This window comes from Ignatzschineria sp. RMDPL8A (genome assembly GCF_029815055.1).
Taxonomy (GTDB): domain Bacteria; phylum Pseudomonadota; class Gammaproteobacteria; order Cardiobacteriales; family Wohlfahrtiimonadaceae; genus CALZBJ01.
This window is the reverse complement of the sequence record NZ_JAPPWA010000001.1, coordinates 183,010-201,380: the sequence shown is the minus strand read 5'-3', so window position 1 is coordinate 201,380 and position 18,371 is coordinate 183,010. Positions and strand designations below refer to the sequence as shown.

Below are 18,371 nucleotides of genomic sequence, written 5' to 3'. Positions count from 1 at the left end.
CGCTATAAACGTAGCATAGATTTCACTAGGGGCGTCCACTCATGTGGGCTGAGATTAAAGCAATCGAGCTTTTAGACCCTCAGGACCTGATCTGGCTCATACCAGCGTAGGGAAGTATATCCGCACGAATTGTCATGAGCCTTATCTCCACACGTTGGGGTTAAGGCTTTTTTGTTGTTTTGATCGCTAATAATCCTAATTAAAGATCGCCAAACGCCTTGCAATCGCGCTTATATGATTCATTACGTTGCCAGACTCTCGTCTTTTTCTGTTTGTTTCATTCATGATTAAGGAGAGGTTTGATGACAACCACCAATATCGAAATTAAATCGAGTTTTCCCCGCAGTAAAAAGATCTATGTGGAGGGGAGCCGTCCCGATATTTTAGTACCGATGCGTGAAATTACGCTCGACGATACGCTCGACACTAAAGGCGCAGTGATCGAGAAGAATGAGCCGTTTCGTGTCTATGATACGAGCGGCCCTTACACCGATGAAAATTATACCGTGGACCTCACCCAAGGGCTTCCTGCGCTTCGCCGTAACTGGATTATCGAGCGTGGCGATGTGGAAGAGTACGACGGGCGCGAAATTAAAGCGGTGGATAACGGCTATAAAGATGCGAACGATCCGCGTAACTTTGTGGGTACATTTCCCGGGTTAAAACGTAAACCGCTCCGCGCGAAAGCCGGTAAAAATGTGACGCAGATGCACTATGCGCGTCAAGGGATTGTGACCCCTGAGATGGAATTTATCGCCATCCGTGAGGGCATGGATCCTGAGTTTGTACGTAAAGAAGTGGCGGAAGGGCGCGCGATTATTCCCGCAAACATCAATCACCCGGAATCAGAACCGATGATTATTGGTAAAAACTTCCATGTGAAAATTAACGCCAATATCGGTAACTCCGCGGTCACTTCATCGATCGAAGAGGAAGTGGAAAAGATGACGTGGGCGACCCGTTGGGGCGCGGACAACGTCATGGATCTCTCCACCGGAAAAGACATTCACAAAACCCGTGAGTGGATCATCCGAAACTCAGCGGTTCCGATCGGTACGGTGCCCATCTACCAAGCGCTTGAAAAAGTAAACGGCATTGCCGAAGATCTCAACTGGGAAGTGTTCCGCGATACCTTAATCGAGCAAGCTGAGCAGGGCGTGGACTATTTCACCATTCACGCCGGCGTATTATTGCGCTACATTCCGCTGACAGCAAAACGCGTTACGGGCATTGTATCGCGCGGGGGTTCGATCATGGCGCAGTGGTGTTTAGCGCACCATAAAGAGAACTTCATCTATGAGAATTTCGAAGAAATTTGCGAAATCATGAAGCAGTACGATATCTCATTCTCCCTTGGCGATGGTTTACGCCCCGGCTCGATTGCCGATGCGAACGACGAAGCCCAATTTGCCGAGCTTAAAACCTTAGGGGAATTGACGCAAATCGCGTGGAAACACGATGTTCAAACCATGATCGAAGGCCCTGGTCACGTGCCGATGCACAAGATCAAAGAGAACATGGATATGCAGGAAAAATATTGTGATGACGCGCCATTTTACACGCTTGGCCCACTCACCACCGATATTGCGCCGGGCTATGACCACATCACCTCCGCCATTGGCGCGGCGATGATCGGCTGGTACGGCACCGCAATGCTCTGCTATGTCACGCCGAAAGAACACTTAGGGTTACCAAACCGTGAAGACGTTCGCGTTGGGGTGATTACCTATAAACTCGCCGCGCACGCAGCAGACCTTGCAAAAGGGCACCCGAATGCACAAAAACGTGATGATGCCCTCTCAAAAGCGCGTTTTGAATTCCGCTGGGAAGATCAATTTAATTTAGGCTTAGACCCTGAGCGCGCTCGTGAATATCATGACGAAACGCTTCCGTCTGCCGGGGCGAAAGTCGCGCATTTCTGCTCAATGTGTGGACCTAAATTCTGCAGCATGAAGATCTCGCAAGACATTCGCTTAAAAGACCAAGATGGCACCTTTGCAAAAGAGGCGATCATTGAAGGGATGAAAGAGAAATCGAAAGAGTTCTTAGAGAACGATAGCCAAATTTATAGCTAATGTGGTAACGGTTCTAATGATCGTTAAATGACATTAGGCTAAAACAAAAGCTTAAAAAACTTAAAATGGAAAAGGAGCGCGATTGAATTCGAGCTCCTTTTTTTATGCCTAAAACGAGATTACGCTTCAGCAATCATTTTGCGATAGACGATCGTTTTTGCAAGGAGATACATTGGAATGGTCCAGATGAGCCCGATTCCGAACGGAATGGCACTAATTAAGACGATAATCCATAAAAGGAGCTCTAATAAGAAGACTTTAAACCACTGTTTATTGACAAGCTTAAACGAGGCTGCGATCGATTTAACCGTGCCAAGCTCTGGGTTATCTACCGCAATTACCGATGCAAATGAGAGCGCCACTAAGATATAAATCCCGGGCAATATTAACAGTATAATTCCGATGATGCCGAGCACCCAAACGATGAATTCGATCAGAATCAACGTGCTTAAAATTGTGCTGATGCTAAAAAAGCTTTCGATGGTGAGCTCCCCGCGTCCGCGCAGATGATTGAGCGTATAGACGTAATATCCTCCCCCAAGTGCGCTAATGATCACATTGAGGCCAAACTCGACTCCCGCACCGGCCGTTTCAGGCAGAAATGCGATGATGATCCCCACCACAAAGGAGATCGCAAAGAGAAGGAGGGAGGCGAGAAATACCGGCATTTTTAAGCCAGAGATCGCGCCAAAACTCTCTGAGATGGTATCGGAAACACTAAAATCATAGCGTTCTTCGATCGCCTCATCGATGGTGCGCCTACGGGTTGCTGGAAAGGATCTATCCGGGGAAAGATCGCTTGTGGGCGCGGCGTAAATGTTGTTTTCAGTCATAATTGCTCCTATAAACCATGATATTAAAGCGTAAACGAATCAAAGTATTGTATGATAACGAGGATGAATTCAAACAGATAGAGATCAAGTTAGTGCTCTATCAGGCTTATTTAATTAATAACTCACTCAAAATAAAAGCATAAAATCATGACATCGCCAACGAAAATTGATGCCATCTATGAAGTGGAATCGCCCGAGGGCATTTTGCTCACGTTCCATCCCGCAAGCCCGATTGTGCGTTCGCTCGCCTTTATGACTGATTTTTGCTGTCAGCTCGTGATTGGTTATCTCTTTGCGATGACGGTGAGCTTTATTCTTTCCGGCATTGATGATGGGTATCTGGCGATCGGCATCTTGTTGATCGGGTTATTTCTGTTGATGTGGGGTTATTATGTCTTTTTCGAGGTCTTTAATCAGGGGCAAACCCTTGGAAAACGGCTTTTTAATTTACGAGTGATTCATGATGATGGTACGCCGGTTGGGTGGAGCGCATCATTACTGCGAAACCTCCTTCGCGTGGTGGATATCTTGCCATCGATGAGTTATACCGTCGGGATTTTTTGTGGCATGTGTCATCCGCATTTTAAACGCTTAGGGGACATCGCCGCCGGTACGATTGTGATTCACGATCTGCGCTATACGCCGCCGAAACGGGTGACAACGCCCGATAACGAGGAGACGATCCCGGTTGAAACCTCCCCCATTGCATTAACGCCAGACGAACAGCGCGCCCTCATCAGTTTTCTTCTTCGAAAAGAGCAGTTTTCCTATGATCGTCGCCTAGAGCTTGCCGATCTCTTAAAAGCGGTTTTCCCCGCAACGGCTCGGCAGAGCACACTGGCGCAACATCGCTCAACGCTCGATCGTCTTTACGGCATTGCAAGCGGGCTATTAGGAAGTGATTTGCGTGAGAATGATCGGGGTGAAACGCCTCAAAAATCGGCAGATACTCCGGAGGCGCGCCGATGAAGCAATACGCCTTTGAAAAACGTTTTCACACCGATTGGATTCGCTTTGAAAATACGCTCCGTTATTTAGAAGGATCAAGACGGGAGAAAAAGCGCTTAACTTCAGTGTCGATCGACACCTTCCCGAGTGATTATCAACAAATCTGCCAACATTTAGCCCTAGCGGAACAGCGCGGCTATAGCGATGGATTAATCCAGCGTCTTAAGCAAAATGTGATGCGTGGGCACCGGATTTTATATCAGCGCCGCACGCGATTTCTCCATGGATTTGTTACCTTTGTGACGAAGGGATTTCCACAGGTGGTGCGCCGTGAGAAGAAACTGATTATTATCCTCCATCTGCTCTTTTATGGGGTGGCGCTCTTGAGCGCACTGATTTCCCATCTTTATCCCGATAGCGTGCTCTTGGTGATGAATCCTTATGAGCTTCACGAGATGGAAGCGATGTATGAAAAAGCCGGCGAGTACAGGCCGATCGGTATGCGGGATTCTAGCTCCAATTGGATGATGTTTGCATACTATATTTTCAATAATATTTCGGTAGCCTTTCGTACCTTTGCTGGCGGGCTGATTTTTTGCGTGGGCTCGATTTTTATTCTCATCTTTAATGCGATCCATTTTGGTATTGTCGGCATGCATTTAACCGCGGAAGGGCTTGGCGTGAATTTTTGGCCCTTTGTGATTGGCCATGGCGCCTTTGAATTAACAGCGATTATTATTGCGGGAGCGGCGGGGTTTAAGCTTGGATTATCGGTTTTAATGCCGGGGCAAAAGACCCGCTGGGAAGCGCTTCGAGCGGCGTCAAAAACCGCGATTGAGCTCGTCTTTGGAGTAATTTTTTTCTTAGTCATTGCCGCGTTTATTGAGGCGTATTGGTCCTCAATGCATGAAACGATTCATCTGCGTTATATGGTCGGCACGCTCCTTTGGGCGAGTGTTTTTTACTATTTTGCACGGGCGGGGCGGGCGTAAACGATGAATATTGATCAAGCTAAAATCGTCATTCGGCCCCGAACGCCATGGGAGAGTATGGATCTTGGGATTGCGCTCGGTAGGCACTATTTAAAGCCGATGCTTCTCGCGCTCTTTACACTCTTTATTCCGCTCTATGGCGTGCTGCTTTTCTTCTTTTGGGAGCGCCCTTTGTGGATCTTTTTAATTTTCTATTGGCTCAAACCCCTCTTTGATCGGATTCCACTCTACATTGTGTCGCGCGGTATTTTTGAGCCAACGCCAAGCTATTCAGCGACCATGCGCTACTTTTTTAAAAGTTTAAAAACGGGGCTTATCGGCGATCTGACTTGGCGCCGTATCTCTCTAATGCGGAGCTATCTCCTGCCCACTCGGCATCTGGAGGGTTTAAATAATCGGCGCCGAAACGCCCAGCGCGCCCGGGTTTTCCGCAGTCGGCCCCATCGCGCGGCGTGGCTCACCATTGTGTTTCTCCATTTCGAGACCATTTTAGCAAGTGGCCTTGGGATTTTTATCCTCTTTATGATTCCCGATCAGCTCCTAGAGCCGATTCCCTCGCTGTTTTATCTTATGGTGGGGCATGAATTTTCGTTCGGGCAATTTTTACTGCATAAACATCTCTTTTTATTCGCGTATCTGGTGGTTTTAGCCTTTACCGAGAGCCTCTATGTGATTTGCGGTTTTTGCCTCTATCTCAATCAGCGCATTATTTTAGAGGGATGGGATATTCAGGTGGCGTTTCAGCGCTTAGCACGGCGAGTATTAGGCTCTGTGGGCGCTGTCATCTTGGGGCTTATGGTGGGATTGAGTAGTACTCTGCCAAATGCCGCTTATGCGGGCGGACGGGTTGATCTTAACGCGCTTAGTTTTGACGAAGAACGGGAAGAGAATAAGGCGGCTTTATACGAGCAAGAAGCCGAGGAGGCGACAGATCGATTAAAGACCATTTTAGATAGCGAGCCCTTTCTTGAAGAGGTGGAACGCACCGATTTTCGCAGGCGTGAAACATCACTGAAAAAAACGAAAAACGACCCTGAACCTCTACCGAAGATGCGAATGCCCGATAATAATTTCACCCCAGGTGATATTTTACAAATGTTGCTCTGGATCGGGGTGGTGCTCGCGATTTTTGTTGTGGTACGGTACCAAAAATCATGGTTGCCGTATCTGAAATCGCAATTGTTTGAGCGGAAAAAGGTGGCGCCTTTAACGGAGTTCCAGGGCATGGATATTCGTCCTGAATCGCTGCCGGAAGATCTTCTTGGTGCGTTTAATCATCTTTGGGACGATGAGCCTCGGGAAGCGATGAGTTTAGTCTATCGAAAGGTGCTGAGCGTGCTTGTTCATGAGTGGCATGTTCCGCTTAAAAAACATCATACCGAAGGAGAGGTGATTCAGCTTTCCCGTCAATATGCGCCCACGGATTGGCACCAGTTTTCTGAGCAGGTAATTCATCATTGGGAGCAGATTGCCTACGCCCATGAACGGTTAGATGATGAGGTGAGTGAGGCTATTAATGCAAAATGGTCCGCACTGCAACAATCGCCGCAAAAGGAGGCCCCACATGCGTAAATTTGCTTGGATTGCGCTTGGAGTGGTGGGCTGTCTACTTATTTATTTAGGCTGGCTCTTTTTTAGCACATTTGAGCTCTATACGCGGATAGAAGAGCGCCGTTTAGAGCGTCCTGAGGTGCGTAAAAACCCTTATTTAGCGCTCGAGTATTTTTTAAATGCGGGGGAGCGCGAGGCATCGACGCTATCGTATAAAACGATGCCGGTGTATTTAGAGTATGCGCCGGAGGATGAGACGCTCTTTATCTTTGGGAATCGGACACGAATTACAGGGAATGAGCTATCACAACTGCTTACGTGGGTTGAATCGGGCGGAGCGCTCGTGGTGGAGGCTTATAGTGCCGATCTGCCACTTGATGATCTGTTCTCCGTCCTTGGGATTACGGTGACGCACTTTGATGTGGAAGAGGAGTGGATGTTCCGCATTGCAGGGTACAAGGTTCCTGCGTCGATTATCCATGAAGGCGCTGAAACCGGATTGACACTGGCGATGCCGATCTCGTTTGGCCTTGAGTGCGACGACTGCGCGCTGACGATGAGTGCGCAGCAATATGCCGATCTTTCTTTTTCGATGGTGCAAATGCCTTACGGGAAAGGCAGCGTGACGGTGCTCGGGAGCGCGCAAATTTGGAATAATGAGACCATTAATGGAGCCGATAATATCTGGTTGCTTGATCGTCTTGCGGGACAAAAAAATCACCTGCTTTACTTGAAACCGGTCTCTCGTTTTGCCATATCACAAGCGGGGCAATCCACGATATTCAGCCAAATTTGGCACCATTATCGTGGCTCGCTCTTTATCTTTTTGGGAATGCTTGGGGCGCTGTTATGGGCGATGGGAACACGAATTGGGCCGATTGAAGCGCCGCTTTCACGGGATCGGCGTCAATTATCGACCTATCTTAACGCCCTTGCAGAATTTAGACGAAAACGCGAGGGGGATGGGGCGCTGATTATCACCTTGCAAGAGGATATCTTAATCAAAATAGAGCGGAAATATGGGCGAGAACTGCGGACGCGGGAAGCGATTTTAACTGAGCTTAGCGTCCGTGCAAATCTCCCGATTGGGCGCGTTCGTCGGGCGATGGAGCCGCTTAAAAAAGGGGCGAAACTCACCCATCTGCAACTCACACATTATGTAATTGATCTACAAACCATTAGGAAAACATTATGACACAGGAAACCGCGATTGAGCGTGAACAGATTGCAAAAGCGAAGAGTTTGGTCGATGCGATGCGGACCGAATTACAGAAGGTGATTATTGGGCAAACGGCCGTGATTGACGAGGTCTTGACGGCGTTATTGGCGGAAGGTCATATCTTAATTGAAGGGGTGCCGGGCCTTGGGAAAACGATTTTAGTGCGCACCTTAGCGGAGTGTTTTAATGGCGAATTTGCGCGGATTCAATTTACGCCAGATCTGATGCCTACCGACATTACCGGCCACGCGCTCTTTAATTTTAAGACCGAAACCTTTAGCTATCAAAAAGGCCCAGTATTTACCAATCTACTCCTTGCCGATGAGATTAACCGCGCACCGGCAAAGACGCAAGCGGCGCTCCTTGAGGTGATGCAAGAGCGGCAGGTTACGATTGAAGGGAAGCCTGAACCCGTGCCAGAACCCTTTATGGTGCTCGCCACGCAAAACCCGCTTGAGCATGAGGGAACCTATCCGCTTCCCGAGGCGCAGCTTGACCGATTTTTATTTAAAGTATTGATTGATTATCCCACGAAAGCCGATGAATTGGGCGTGGTGGAAAAAGTGATTGGCGCGGCTTATGGGGATATTTTAGTGCCGGCAAAATTGAGTAAATTGATGCAACCGCGCACGATTTTAATGCTGCAAAAAATTACGCGCATGATCTTTGTCGATCGAGAAGTGGTGGAATATGCGGTCAATATTGTGCGTAAAACCCGCGAAAGCCACCTTTTTTCAATCGGTGCAGGGCCGCGTGCGTCCATTGCGCTCATTCAAGGGGCAAGAGCCAAAGCGCTTCTTGCCGGAACACATTTTACCACGCCTGATCAGGTCAAATCCTGCGTGCTTCCAGCGCTTCGCCATCGGGTACAATTAAGCGCCGAGATGGAGATTGAGGGCGTTAGCGTCGACGAGGCGCTTATGCAGATGTTAGAGCAGATTCCGGCGCCACGCGTATGAAGGAACTCCGATGGCTTAAACCGAGCCGGCGATTCATTGGGCTGATGGGGCTGCTCTTTACCGCGATCTTCAGCCTTGAAACGCTGACGATTATCGGCTTTGGCTTACCCTCGTTTATGGTCAACCTTGTCTATTTGATGGCAGGGATTTTTGCTGTGGCGCTGATGGTAGATCTTATTTTGGTCAAACGCATTCCCTCACCAAGAATCAGACGAACGGTGCCGGGCTATCTTTCGTTGATGCAGTGGAATGAGGTGACGCTTACGCTCGACAATCAGAGCTCGCACGCACTATCGTTAACGCTCTTTGATCATGTGCCGGCGGGAATTGCCTATCGCGCGCTGCCAAAAGAGATCGAGCTTGGCGAATTTACTCACAAAATTGGTTACGGCATTCATCCCTCTGCTCGCGGATATTATGAGTGGGAACGTTGCGAGGTGATGATCGAGAGTCCGCTTAAATTTTGGGGCGATCGCCGGCAGATTGCGCTTCCTTCAAAAACGCGAGTCTATCCCGATTTTACCAAGCTCTATGGTGGTGGCCTTGAGACGATTGAGGAGTGGATTCACCAACTTGGGATTCGCGTGCAACAGCGCCGGGGCGATGGGCAGAGCTTTCATCAATTGCGGGAATTTATGCAAGGCGATACGCTCAAACAGGTGGATTGGAAAGCGAGTGCTAAGCACCGAAAACCGATCACCAAAGAGATGCAAGAGGAGCGCGATCAACACATTATTTTTGTGCTCGATTGTGGTCTTAAAATGCGGATTAAAGAGGATGATCTCACCCATTTCGATCATGTATTAAACGCAAGTTTACTGCTGTCGTATGTCGCGCTCAAGCAGGAAGATGCCGTCGGGCTGACCACTTTTGCAACGCCAAATGGCGCGCATCTACCGCCGAAAAAGGGAATGGGGCAATTAAATGCGCTACTCAATGCGGTCTATACGCTTGAATGCACCCGCGAGGTACCCGATTTTGACGCGCTCATTAAACAATTATTGACCGATGTAAAACGGCGTTCGCTCATTATTTTTCTCACCAATCTACGCAATCATGAAGATGAGGCAACGCTTGAGGCGTTTAAACTGCTTACCAAAAAGCACGAGGTATTGATCGCAAGTCTGCGCGAAGAGGTTACCGACACCTTGATGAAAACGGACGTGCATGACCTCGATAGCACGCTCACCTATTGCGGTACGGTCAAACATCTAAGCGATCGCAGGGCTCTGCACGACAATCTCTATAAACGCCGTCTCCCCGTCATCGAAGCGCTCCCGAGCGAATTTGCGCCAGCACTGATTAATCATTACTTGGCACTAAAACGTTCGGGGCGGTTGTAGTGGACTTGTTGAGGGCGTTATTGTTTTTGCTTTTCAATGAGTGCATCGAAATAGTCGGTATAGATTGAGTCGCCGGAGTAAGAGATCCAAAGAAGATCGCGCGCTCGGGTCATGCCGATATAAAATAGCGAGGCTTCACGGTGGGGATCGTCTTCCATGGTAAAGGGAAGATTGTGTGCACCGATGATAAAAACGGCCTTAAAATCGAGCCCTTTACTGCTTTCAATAGTACTAATTTTAACGGAGTTCTCAGCATAATTGACGTTTAATTTCGCTTGTTGAGTCTCTGTCATCCAATAAAAAGGAATTTTGGCTTCGGCAAGTTGCTCCCGCAGATAATCGATGTAGTTAATCCATTTTCCATCGACCTTTGCACTTTTTACCCGATATAGAATTAGCATCTCTTTAAAGTCGACGCCATCGGTTTGGTTGAGTTTTAGAATCTGCTTAATGAGGAGCTCAATCTCATCAGTAAAGGAGTCTCGGCGAATCAATGCCGGAAGTTTACCGCTTCGCTTTGTGGTTTCAGGAATAATAATATCATCAGGATTGAGCGTTCGAACTGTTTTCGGGTCGCCTAACGCAGAGAATTTTTTATAAAAATCCCACGCAAAATCGGTAATCACTTCAGTATTGCGATAATTGATGGTGAGTACGCGTGAACGCCCTTGGAAACTGAGCCCAAAATCATCTTTATAGGAGCGTTTGCGTTTATAAATCGATTGTGCCCGATCTTCTACGAGTAAAAAGGCTTTATTATTGGCATCGATAAATTGGCTCACAAGTTGAAACCATTCCGGCTCAAAATCTTGTCCTTCATCGATTAGAATTGCGTCATATTGCGGAAGTGAGGCATCGGTAGGATCGAATGATTCTATGAAGTCAGGAATGGATTCTTCATTGATGTTAAGTACCTTGTGAAGCCAATGGTGAAAATGCATCACGCTGATTTTTCCGCGAGGTTTAGTCGCTGTATCGTGATCAATTAGCTCAAAAATTCCGAGCTGTTTAGTGACCTCAATATCGGAGGTTTCAATCATATTGCGGATAAATTGCGCCAATGAAATATTAAAGCAGAGCACTAAAATATTCCATTCTGGATGATCTTTAGCGAGAAGTTTTGCATGACTTGCGAGGACAAGCGTCTTACCACTTCCCGCAACGCCACGAATGAGTCGGTGTCCATCGCCAATTTGCCGTGCGAGGCGCTCTTGATAGAGATCCATCGCTTTCAGATCGGTTAGATGGACCAATGTTTTCTGATTATAGGGCGTATAGCTTTGGCTCTTTTTAGCGCTAATGCGCACTTCCGGAAAGAGGATAAAGCGAATGGTGTCGATCTCTGTTTTACTAAGCGGGTTGCGAACACGAAAGCTCGTTGGGAACATGTTGTGTAATTTTTCCAGAAGATTTTCGGCTGAAAATGCCTCATGTTCAGGATCAATTTCGCTCCGTGAAAAGATCTGGTGAGGTGGAATGACTTCAAAAAGATCGTGATCGATGAGATCGGCTTCATGAAATCGCGAGAAAAACACCCCATATCCATAAGGGAAGATCGCTTGACCACGAAAATCACCCTCTTGCTGAGTGAGGACGCTATTTTTACAGAGCGCATTTTTAACGGTGAAGGTATATTCACGCGCTTGATTCAGCGGTGATGGTACCGATACTTGCTCATTTTTTGCAGAATAGATGAGCCAAGAATCTTTATTGAGCTGAATAAGGGTATTTTTTGTGTAGTCTTTTACCTCAATAATCACTACGCCAAGGCTCGGTCCGATGATGACAAAATCCGGTTTTCGCCCATAGATATCGGGTTCAAAATAGACGATATACTCATCGGGAAGGTGTTTTTTAAGTGTATTAAAAAAGAGACGTTCTCCAGGCATGGCATTGCGGGAAATGGTCTCAGGAATGGTGATTGCCATTATGCATTGAATCTCATATTAAGTAATTTGAATAGGGTATAGCATAAGGATTTTAGAGAGAAGATCAAGAGGGCAATGCCATAGGCCGATTTTGCGAGATGCGTTATACTATTCGCACGAATTGTTGACAGGAGGCTGATCAAATGGCATTTGATGCGGATGGGTTTTTAAAAACGGCGCCGACTCATCCGGGCGTCTATATCATGCGCAATGATGAGGGCGAGATCATCTATGTGGGCAAGGCGAAAAATCTTAAAAATCGGCTCTCGAGTTATTTTAAGAGTAAGCAATTATTGCCGAAAACTGCTGTGCTGGTCTCCAATATTGCCTCCATTGAAACGACCATTACTGGTACCGAAAATGAGGCGTTACTGCTTGAGAGTAATCTCATTAAACAGCATCGTCCGCGCTATAATGTGCGCCTCATCGACGATAAGAGTTACCCCTATATTTTTCTCTCCGATCACAGCTTTCCTCGCTTTAGTTTTTATCGTGGGACGCGAAAGCGCAAGGGGCGATTTTTTGGCCCCTTTCCCTCATCGGGCGCGGTAAAAGAGACCTTAAATTTGATGAAAAAGGTCTTTAAAGTGCGCCAGTGCGATGATTCCTTTTTTAGTAATCGAACCCGTCCTTGCTTGCAATATCAGATCAATCGCTGTAGCGGGCCGTGCGTCGATAAAATTAGCCGATCCGCCTATGCCGACGATGTGGCCGATGCAGTGCTCTTTTTGGAAGGAAAATCGCAAGTGTTGATCGAACGGCTCGGGCAGTCGATGGCGCTGTTTAGCCGGAATTTACAATTTGAAGAAGCGGCGAAAGTGCGCGATCAGATTCAATACATTCATGAGATTCAAGGCTCCAATATTATTGAAGGGACCCACGAATCGCTCGATCTGATGGCGCTTTATGAAGAGGCTGAAATTACCGCCGTTGAAGTGATGACGGTGCGCGATGGGCGGGTTTTAGGGACGCGGGCGTATTTTCCGATGGTGCCCGAAGATACTGAAGAGAGTGAGATTATCACCAGTTTTATTATGCAATATTATGGACCGCATCGCATGCCTCCGGGGAATATTGTGATCAATTGCGCGCTCGAGGCAGATGAGTCAGAGTGGCTGCAAAATGCGCTTGGTGAGGTGGCGGAACGTAAGATTACGCTGCAAAATCGGGTGCGTCAGCAAAAATTGCGCTGGCTTGAGATGACCGAAAATAACGTGAAGCAGTCGGTCGCGGTAAAACTTGCGGGAAGGGCAACGATCGAGCATCGGTTAGAGGCGCTTGAGGCATTGCTTGGATTTGAAGAGCCGCTCAAACGGATCGAATGTTTTGATATCTCCCACAGTTTTGGTGAGCGCACCGTGGCTTCCAATGTGGTCTATACCGATGAGGGATTTACCAAGAAATTTTATCGGCGCTATAACATCTCAGGCATTGAGCCGGGCGATGATTATGCAGCGATGAAGCAGGCGCTTACACGCCGATTTAAGCGCGAGGAGAATCAATTTCCCGATCTATTAATTGTCGATGGCGGGAAGGGTCAATTGCAAATGGCGCTCGAAACTTTTGCAGAATTGGGCATTGCCAATGTTGCGCTCATTAGCGTGTCCGAAGCGGAGGGGAAAAAGCGCGGATTTGATACGATCTGGCTCTCCGATAAACATCAAATTGAGGTGGATCCGACAACGCCGGCCTTTCATCTGATCACACAAATTCGGGATGAGGCGCACCGCTTTGCCATTGAAGGACATCGTGCCCAGAGGGATAAGTTGCGTCGCCGCTCGGTGCTAGAAAATATTCCGGGCATTGGGGAGAAGCGCCGTACGGCTCTTTTAACCCATTTTGGTGGATTGGACGCACTGAAAAAAGCGAGCATTGAGGACATTGCCAAAGTGCCGGGGATTCATCTTACTCTTGCGGAGACACTCTATCGGGCGCTCCATGAGGGAAATCGTTCGTAAACGGTTCGGAAATGAAGAGCTGATTTTTAGAGAATTTGCTTTTTATTCGCGCTTTTAGAGGATATCCACTAAAATGTCCGCTCGAAAAACTCAGAATCGATAATGACGGAGAGGGAGAAAGATGAAACGGACGTTACCCTTTAAAAAAGAAGAATTTAAGGCGCTGATCTCGCTTGCGATTCCGATCCTCATTACTCAGCTTTTTTTAGTGGGAATGGGCGCGACGGATGTGGCGATCACCGGCCATTTTGATACCGCGGTACAGGCCTCCGTGGGCTTAGGCGTGATGATTTGGAACCCCCTATTTCTCTTTGGAAATGGCGTTTTGATGAGCATTGCGATCTTGTCGGCGCATAAATTTGGGGCGGGCAAAACCGATGAAGTGGCCACTATTTGGCATAACGGATTAATTATTGCGGCGGGACTTATTGTGCTCGTGGTGTTGATTATGAATTTTGGCGTGGAATGGATTTTAAATTTGGTGGATGCCGACCCGAAATTGATTCCCGGCTCGGTGCTATATCTGCGCGCACTCAGCATTGGCGCGCCGGCAATTTTACTCTTTATTAGCCTCCGCTCAGTGTGTGAAGGGGTCTCAAAACCGCTTCCGATTACGATCGTCAGTGGCGTGGGTTTTGTAGTCAATGGCCTTCTTAATTATGTGCTTGTCAATGGTTATGCGCCCCTTAATATCAAGAGTTATGGCGTGTGGGGTTCAGGGTTAGGCACGGCGCTGACGCTCTGGATTATGTTTTTATTATTGCTTGCGTTTACCCGCGTTGATCCGCGCCTGAAATCCCTTAATTTAATGAGTACCAAATTTCGTTTTACCAACATCTTTGGTGAGCTTGCGAAAATCGGATTCCCGAATGGTGCCACCATGTTTGCGGAAGTGGCGATCTTCTCTGCGGCGGGGCTTATTTTAGGGCGTTATGCTGAAAAAATTGTGGCGAGCCATCAAATATCGCTCCAGATCACCTCGCTCACCTTTATGATTCCACTTAGTACCGCCATTGCGCTGACGGCGCTTGTGGGGCAACGCATGGGGCGTGGCGATTTTCCGGCGGCAAAACAGATGGGCGATACTGGGCGCATCACCATTGTGGGCATTATGTTTTTAACCAGTTCACTGCTGTTCTATGCGCGCAATCATCTGCCGATGCTCTTTAATAATGAGGCGGCGGTGGTGGCGTTAAGCGCAAAATTGATTCTCTACTCGATCATCTTCCAAATTCCCGATGGCTTACAGATCTCGGCCAATGGGGTGCTGCGCGGGATGAAAGATACGAAAGTGCCGATGGTGCTGAGCGTCACATCCTATTGGCTAGTGGCGTTTCCGCTCTGCTATTATTTAGGCGTGACGCGCGAGATGGCGGCAGAAGGCGTGTGGATTGGGTTGATTATCGGGCTTAGCTGTTCGGCGCTTCTCCTCAATAGCCGTCTCTTTATTTTAACGCGTCGTTTAGGAGCACAATAAGATGAATCAGATGACAAAAATATTGGTTAACGAAACGGAAACTGCTGCCTTTGCACAAGAATTCGCGGGCGCACTGCATAAAAATAATGGCCTTGCGGCAAAGCTCCATCTCTATGGGAATTTGGGCGCAGGGAAGACTACCTTTTCACGCTATTTTATTCAAGCCTTTGGCATGGACGGGCCGGTAAAAAGCCCAACTTATACCTTAATTGAGCCGTATGAATTTGAGGGATTCACTCTTCTTCATTGCGATCTTTATCGCCTTGCGAGCCCACTTGAGATCTATGATCTAGGGCTTCTTGAGGAAGAGAGCGCGATGTGGTTGATTGAGTGGCCAGAAAAGGGTGAGGGCGTTCTGCCAAAGAGTGATCTCAACCTACGTTTGAATCGTACCGGTGAAACCTTAACGCTTGAGCTAGAAGCGGTGAGTGCATTGGGTGAAGCGATTTTGGCGGAGCTTTAATTGAGGGCCGATCATTATAAAAAAGGCCCATAAAAAAGGAGATCGCCTTATTGCTAAGGGATCTCCGACTGCTTTTTACACTGTAATGTAAATGGGTATGAAGAGAATATCACATTCTCAACTATTTGGATGAATCGTTATTTAGAGCTCTTTCGCTAAACGCTCGATCTCAGCATCATTTTTAATCGCGTAAGCATATTGCATAATCGGCTGATTTTCACCGGGGCGAATGATGTTGAGATTAATGATGGTTTGGCCATCTTGAATGCGGTAGCTTGGAATGATCATCGCATCGGCGCCAAGACGTGTGCCTAATTCCGCCGCTTTATCGCTGGTATGGAAATAGCGTTTGCCTTCGATGGTGGCAATGGTCATTACCGATGGATTTAAGCTCACTTGACGGGCGCTACCGTAGGTGGTGAACGCTTCCGTTAAACTTTCCGCAATGGCGCGACCTAAGCGATTTGATTTCTCAGGATTTTGCTCAAGGTAGGCGGTATTAATGACATATTGCTTATAGGTGCGCTTCACATCCGGGGTGACAATCGAGGTAAAGAGCGCGGGATTACGACGTTGTAATTCGCTCACCGCTTCTTTTGCGCTGGCATCAAGCAGTTGATTTTTGGTAACTTCTTGCTCATATTTGATTTTCTTTGAGCGCATAGGATCATCAGGGCGTAACCCAAAATCACATCCGGCAAGCAGCGTCATCGCTACTAAACTTGCGAGAACTTTTTTCATTCGAAACTCCAATCTAAACAGATAGATAGCTAGTTAAACATGGAAGAGAATTCATTATCGTTTGAAAGGATATCACGTTTTATACCTCCTTACTATGAGCAAAATCTAAAAACCCTCACCTTTTGCACCACCTTTTGATATTAGCCAGTTTCTATATTTAATTAATTGGCCATCTGTTATAGAATAGATCTATTCGTATTTTTGATGGAAGGCAGGCATATGACAATTACAAAAGAGAGAGTCGAAGCACTCATTGGCACCAAAACCGATCCCTATCTTGAGATGGATTTAGTAAGTGCCGACTGTGTGAAGTCAATTAAGATCGCGGCGGACAAAGTGTCTGTTGAGATTGAACTTGGGTTTTATGCAAACGCTCATAGCAAGGCGATTGAGGCTGAATATAGCGAGCTTCTCACCAACGAGCTTGGCATTAAAACGGAGGTGTCATGCACCTCACGAGTGGTTGCGCATAAAGTTCAAGGCAGTTTAAAGCCGCTTCCGAATGTTAAAAATATTATTGCTGTATCGTCCGGTAAGGGCGGAGTTGGGAAATCAACCACCTCGGTCAATATCGCGTTTTCACTGCTTCGTGAAGGGGCCAAAGTGGGCGTCCTGGATGCGGATATCTATGGTCCGAGCATTCCGACCATGTTAAATAGCCACGAGCGTCCTGTATCAAAAGATAATGAGACGATGGAGCCGGTGGTGACTCAAGGGCTTCAAACAAACTCAATCGGGTATCTGATTGCCGATAAAGATGCGGCGATCTGGCGTGCTCCGATGGCGGTTTCCGCGCTTGCACAGCTCCTAAAACAGACCAACTGGAAAGATCTTGATTATCTTATTGTGGATATGCCTCCAGGAACCGGTGATATTCAATTAACGCTCGCGCAGCAGATTCCTGTTGCCGGAAGTGTGATTGTGACAACGCCGCAAGATATCGCGTTATTGGATGCGGTGAAAGGGATCAACATGTTCAAAAAAGTGAACATTCCGATCTTGGGTGTGGTGGAAAACATGAGCTTCCATATCTGTTCAAACTGTGGCCATGAAGAATTTATCTTTGGCTCAGATGGCGGAAAACGCTTAGCGGAAGAGTATGGTGTGGGTCTACTTGGGCGCATGCCGCTCGATGTTCGCATTCGTGAAGAGGCGGATAAAGGCGCGCCAACTGCATCAACCGAACATGAGCTTGCCAGTTATTATCATGAAATCGCAACCAAAATGGCGGCGAAACTCTCGCTCCGCGATAAAGATATGATGGGCAAATTCCCGAAAATTGTCGTTCAAAACGTATAAGAAACGAATTAAATATGAGTATTAAATCAGATCACTGGATTCGCAGACAAGCGCAACAACATGGCATGATCGAGCCGTTTGAATATGGTCAGGTCAGAGAAAATGAGCAGGGGCGCATCATCAGTTACGGCACGTCAAGCTACGGTTATGACGTGCGTTGTAGCAATGAATTTAAAGTCTTTACCAATATTAATTCATCCATCGTTGACCCGAAAAACTTCGACCAAAATAGCTTTGTCGATGTGGTGTCCGATGTGTGCATTATCCCGCCGAACTCCTTTGCGCTTGCGCGAACTATTGAGTATTTTAGAATTCCTCGTAATGTGTTAACGATCTGTCTAGGAAAGTCGACATATGCGCGTTGTGGTATTATTGTCAACGTAACGCCGCTCGAACCGGAATGGGAAGGGCACGTCACGCTTGAGTTTTCTAATACAACTCCACTCCCTGCGAAGATTTACGCGGGCGAAGGTGTGGCGCAGATGCTCTTTTTTGAATCCGACGAAGTATGCGATGTCTCCTATAAAGATAGAGGCGGTAAGTATCAAGGTCAGACCGGCGTCACATTACCGAGAACCTAACCGA

15 protein-coding genes and 1 riboswitch are annotated in these 18,371 nt (G+C 47.4%); of the genes, 12 read left to right on the top strand and 3 right to left on the bottom strand.

The features are described from left to right. The first annotated feature begins 17 nt into the window (after nt 1-17). A riboswitch (TPP riboswitch) is annotated at nt 18-130 on the top strand. Between the two features lie 172 nt (nt 131-302). Beyond that, entirely contained in the window at nt 303-2,075 is a 1,773-nt protein-coding gene (gene thiC, locus OXI21_RS00885) for a phosphomethylpyrimidine synthase ThiC (RefSeq protein ID WP_279617665.1), read from the top strand. 119 nt (nt 2,076-2,194) lie between these two features. Here the strand turns inward: thiC and OXI21_RS00880 are convergent, their stop codons facing one another. Further along, the gene (locus OXI21_RS00880; protein WP_279617664.1) at nt 2,195-2,908 is read right to left on the bottom strand and encodes a DUF975 family protein; all 714 of its coding nucleotides are present in this window, start codon (nt 2,906-2,908) and stop codon (nt 2,195-2,197) included. A gap of 147 nt (nt 2,909-3,055) precedes the next feature. Between OXI21_RS00880 and OXI21_RS00875 the strand changes: the two genes are divergently transcribed. The 6 genes from OXI21_RS00875 to OXI21_RS00850 are packed head-to-tail and all read left to right on the top strand — an operon-like array spanning nt 3,056 to nt 9,920. Beyond that, nucleotides 3,056-3,877, top strand: coding sequence for an RDD family protein (locus OXI21_RS00875; protein ID WP_279617663.1), 822 nt, complete (start codon nt 3,056-3,058; stop codon nt 3,875-3,877). Beyond that, nucleotides 3,874-4,848 (top strand): stage II sporulation protein M, encoded by a 975-nt coding sequence (locus OXI21_RS00870; RefSeq protein WP_279617662.1) that lies wholly within the window; start codon nt 3,874-3,876, stop codon nt 4,846-4,848. The genes OXI21_RS00875 and OXI21_RS00870 overlap by 4 nt, the downstream gene beginning before the upstream one ends. Nucleotides 4,849-4,851: 3 nt before the next feature. Further along, entirely contained in the window at nt 4,852-6,420 is a 1,569-nt protein-coding gene (locus tag OXI21_RS00865; RefSeq protein ID WP_279617661.1) for a hypothetical protein, read from the top strand. Beyond that, entirely contained in the window at nt 6,413-7,594 is a 1,182-nt protein-coding gene (locus OXI21_RS00860) for a DUF4350 domain-containing protein (protein WP_279617660.1), read from the top strand. Before OXI21_RS00865 ends, OXI21_RS00860 begins: the two co-directional genes overlap by 8 nt. Then, nucleotides 7,591-8,577 (top strand): MoxR family ATPase, encoded by a 987-nt coding sequence (locus tag OXI21_RS00855; protein WP_279617659.1) that lies wholly within the window; start codon nt 7,591-7,593, stop codon nt 8,575-8,577. Before OXI21_RS00860 ends, OXI21_RS00855 begins: the two co-directional genes overlap by 4 nt. Beyond that, the gene (locus tag OXI21_RS00850) at nt 8,574-9,920 is read left to right on the top strand and encodes a DUF58 domain-containing protein (protein ID WP_279617658.1); all 1,347 of its coding nucleotides are present in this window, start codon (nt 8,574-8,576) and stop codon (nt 9,918-9,920) included. The genes OXI21_RS00855 and OXI21_RS00850 overlap by 4 nt, the downstream gene beginning before the upstream one ends. 17 nt (nt 9,921-9,937) lie before the next feature. Here the strand turns inward: OXI21_RS00850 and OXI21_RS00845 are convergent, their stop codons facing one another. After that, nucleotides 9,938-11,848 carry a nuclease-related domain-containing DEAD/DEAH box helicase gene (locus OXI21_RS00845; protein ID WP_279617657.1) on the bottom strand — a complete coding sequence of 637 codons (1,911 nt, stop codon included), beginning with the start codon at nt 11,846-11,848 and terminating at the stop codon, nt 9,938-9,940. A gap of 143 nt (nt 11,849-11,991) precedes the next feature. On the opposite strand from OXI21_RS00845, the gene uvrC reads away from it, so the two are divergent. The 3 genes from uvrC (at nt 11,992) to tsaE (ending at nt 15,746) form a co-directional block, all read left to right on the top strand. Further along, nucleotides 11,992-13,806 (top strand): excinuclease ABC subunit UvrC, encoded by a 1,815-nt coding sequence (gene uvrC / locus OXI21_RS00840; protein ID WP_279617656.1) that lies wholly within the window; start codon nt 11,992-11,994, stop codon nt 13,804-13,806. Nucleotides 13,807-13,927: 121 nt separating this feature from the next. After that, nucleotides 13,928-15,283 carry an MATE family efflux transporter gene (locus OXI21_RS00835; protein ID WP_279617655.1) on the top strand — a complete coding sequence of 452 codons (1,356 nt, stop codon included), beginning with the start codon at nt 13,928-13,930 and terminating at the stop codon, nt 15,281-15,283. 1 nt (nt 15,284) lies between these two features. After that, nucleotides 15,285-15,746, top strand: a complete 462-nt coding sequence (gene tsaE, locus OXI21_RS00830) for a tRNA (adenosine(37)-N6)-threonylcarbamoyltransferase complex ATPase subunit type 1 TsaE (protein ID WP_279617654.1) — start codon at nt 15,285-15,287, stop codon at nt 15,744-15,746. 141 nt (nt 15,747-15,887) lie between these two features. Here the strand turns inward: tsaE and OXI21_RS00825 are convergent, their stop codons facing one another. Beyond that, nucleotides 15,888-16,487 carry a FlgO family outer membrane protein gene (locus OXI21_RS00825; RefSeq protein WP_279617653.1) on the bottom strand — a complete coding sequence of 200 codons (600 nt, stop codon included), beginning with the start codon at nt 16,485-16,487 and terminating at the stop codon, nt 15,888-15,890. A 219-nt stretch (nt 16,488-16,706) separates the two neighbouring features. Between OXI21_RS00825 and apbC the strand changes: the two genes are divergently transcribed. Together apbC and dcd are read left to right on the top strand one after the other, a co-directional pair. Beyond that, nucleotides 16,707-17,786 (top strand): iron-sulfur cluster carrier protein ApbC, encoded by a 1,080-nt coding sequence (gene apbC / locus OXI21_RS00820; protein WP_279617652.1) that lies wholly within the window; start codon nt 16,707-16,709, stop codon nt 17,784-17,786. Between the two features lie 14 nt (nt 17,787-17,800). Further along, entirely contained in the window at nt 17,801-18,367 is a 567-nt protein-coding gene (gene dcd, locus OXI21_RS00815; protein ID WP_279617651.1) for a dCTP deaminase, read from the top strand. Nucleotides 18,368-18,371: the final 4 nt, after the last annotated feature.

Bases quoted from the DNA above. Each gene is read 5' to 3' on its own strand.
- thiC (WP_279617665.1), top strand. From the start codon at position 303: ATGACAACCACCAATATCGAAATTAAATCGAGTTTTCCCCGCAGTAAA.
- OXI21_RS00880 (WP_279617664.1), bottom strand. From the start codon at position 2,908: ATGACTGAAAACAACATTTACGCCGCGCCCACAAGCGATCTTTCCCCG.
- OXI21_RS00875 (WP_279617663.1), top strand. From the start codon at position 3,056: ATGACATCGCCAACGAAAATTGATGCCATCTATGAAGTGGAATCGCCC.
- OXI21_RS00870 (WP_279617662.1), top strand. From the start codon at position 3,874: ATGAAGCAATACGCCTTTGAAAAACGTTTTCACACCGATTGGATTCGC.
- OXI21_RS00865 (WP_279617661.1), top strand. From the start codon at position 4,852: ATGAATATTGATCAAGCTAAAATCGTCATTCGGCCCCGAACGCCATGG.
- OXI21_RS00860 (WP_279617660.1), top strand. From the start codon at position 6,413: ATGCGTAAATTTGCTTGGATTGCGCTTGGAGTGGTGGGCTGTCTACTT.
- OXI21_RS00855 (WP_279617659.1), top strand. From the start codon at position 7,591: ATGACACAGGAAACCGCGATTGAGCGTGAACAGATTGCAAAAGCGAAG.
- OXI21_RS00850 (WP_279617658.1), top strand. From the start codon at position 8,574: ATGAAGGAACTCCGATGGCTTAAACCGAGCCGGCGATTCATTGGGCTG.
- OXI21_RS00845 (WP_279617657.1), bottom strand. From the start codon at position 11,848: ATGGCAATCACCATTCCTGAGACCATTTCCCGCAATGCCATGCCTGGA.
- uvrC (WP_279617656.1), top strand. From the start codon at position 11,992: ATGGCATTTGATGCGGATGGGTTTTTAAAAACGGCGCCGACTCATCCG.
- OXI21_RS00835 (WP_279617655.1), top strand. From the start codon at position 13,928: ATGAAACGGACGTTACCCTTTAAAAAAGAAGAATTTAAGGCGCTGATC.
- tsaE (WP_279617654.1), top strand. From the start codon at position 15,285: ATGAATCAGATGACAAAAATATTGGTTAACGAAACGGAAACTGCTGCC.
- OXI21_RS00825 (WP_279617653.1), bottom strand. From the start codon at position 16,487: ATGAAAAAAGTTCTCGCAAGTTTAGTAGCGATGACGCTGCTTGCCGGA.
- apbC (WP_279617652.1), top strand. From the start codon at position 16,707: ATGACAATTACAAAAGAGAGAGTCGAAGCACTCATTGGCACCAAAACC.
- dcd (WP_279617651.1), top strand. From the start codon at position 17,801: ATGAGTATTAAATCAGATCACTGGATTCGCAGACAAGCGCAACAACAT.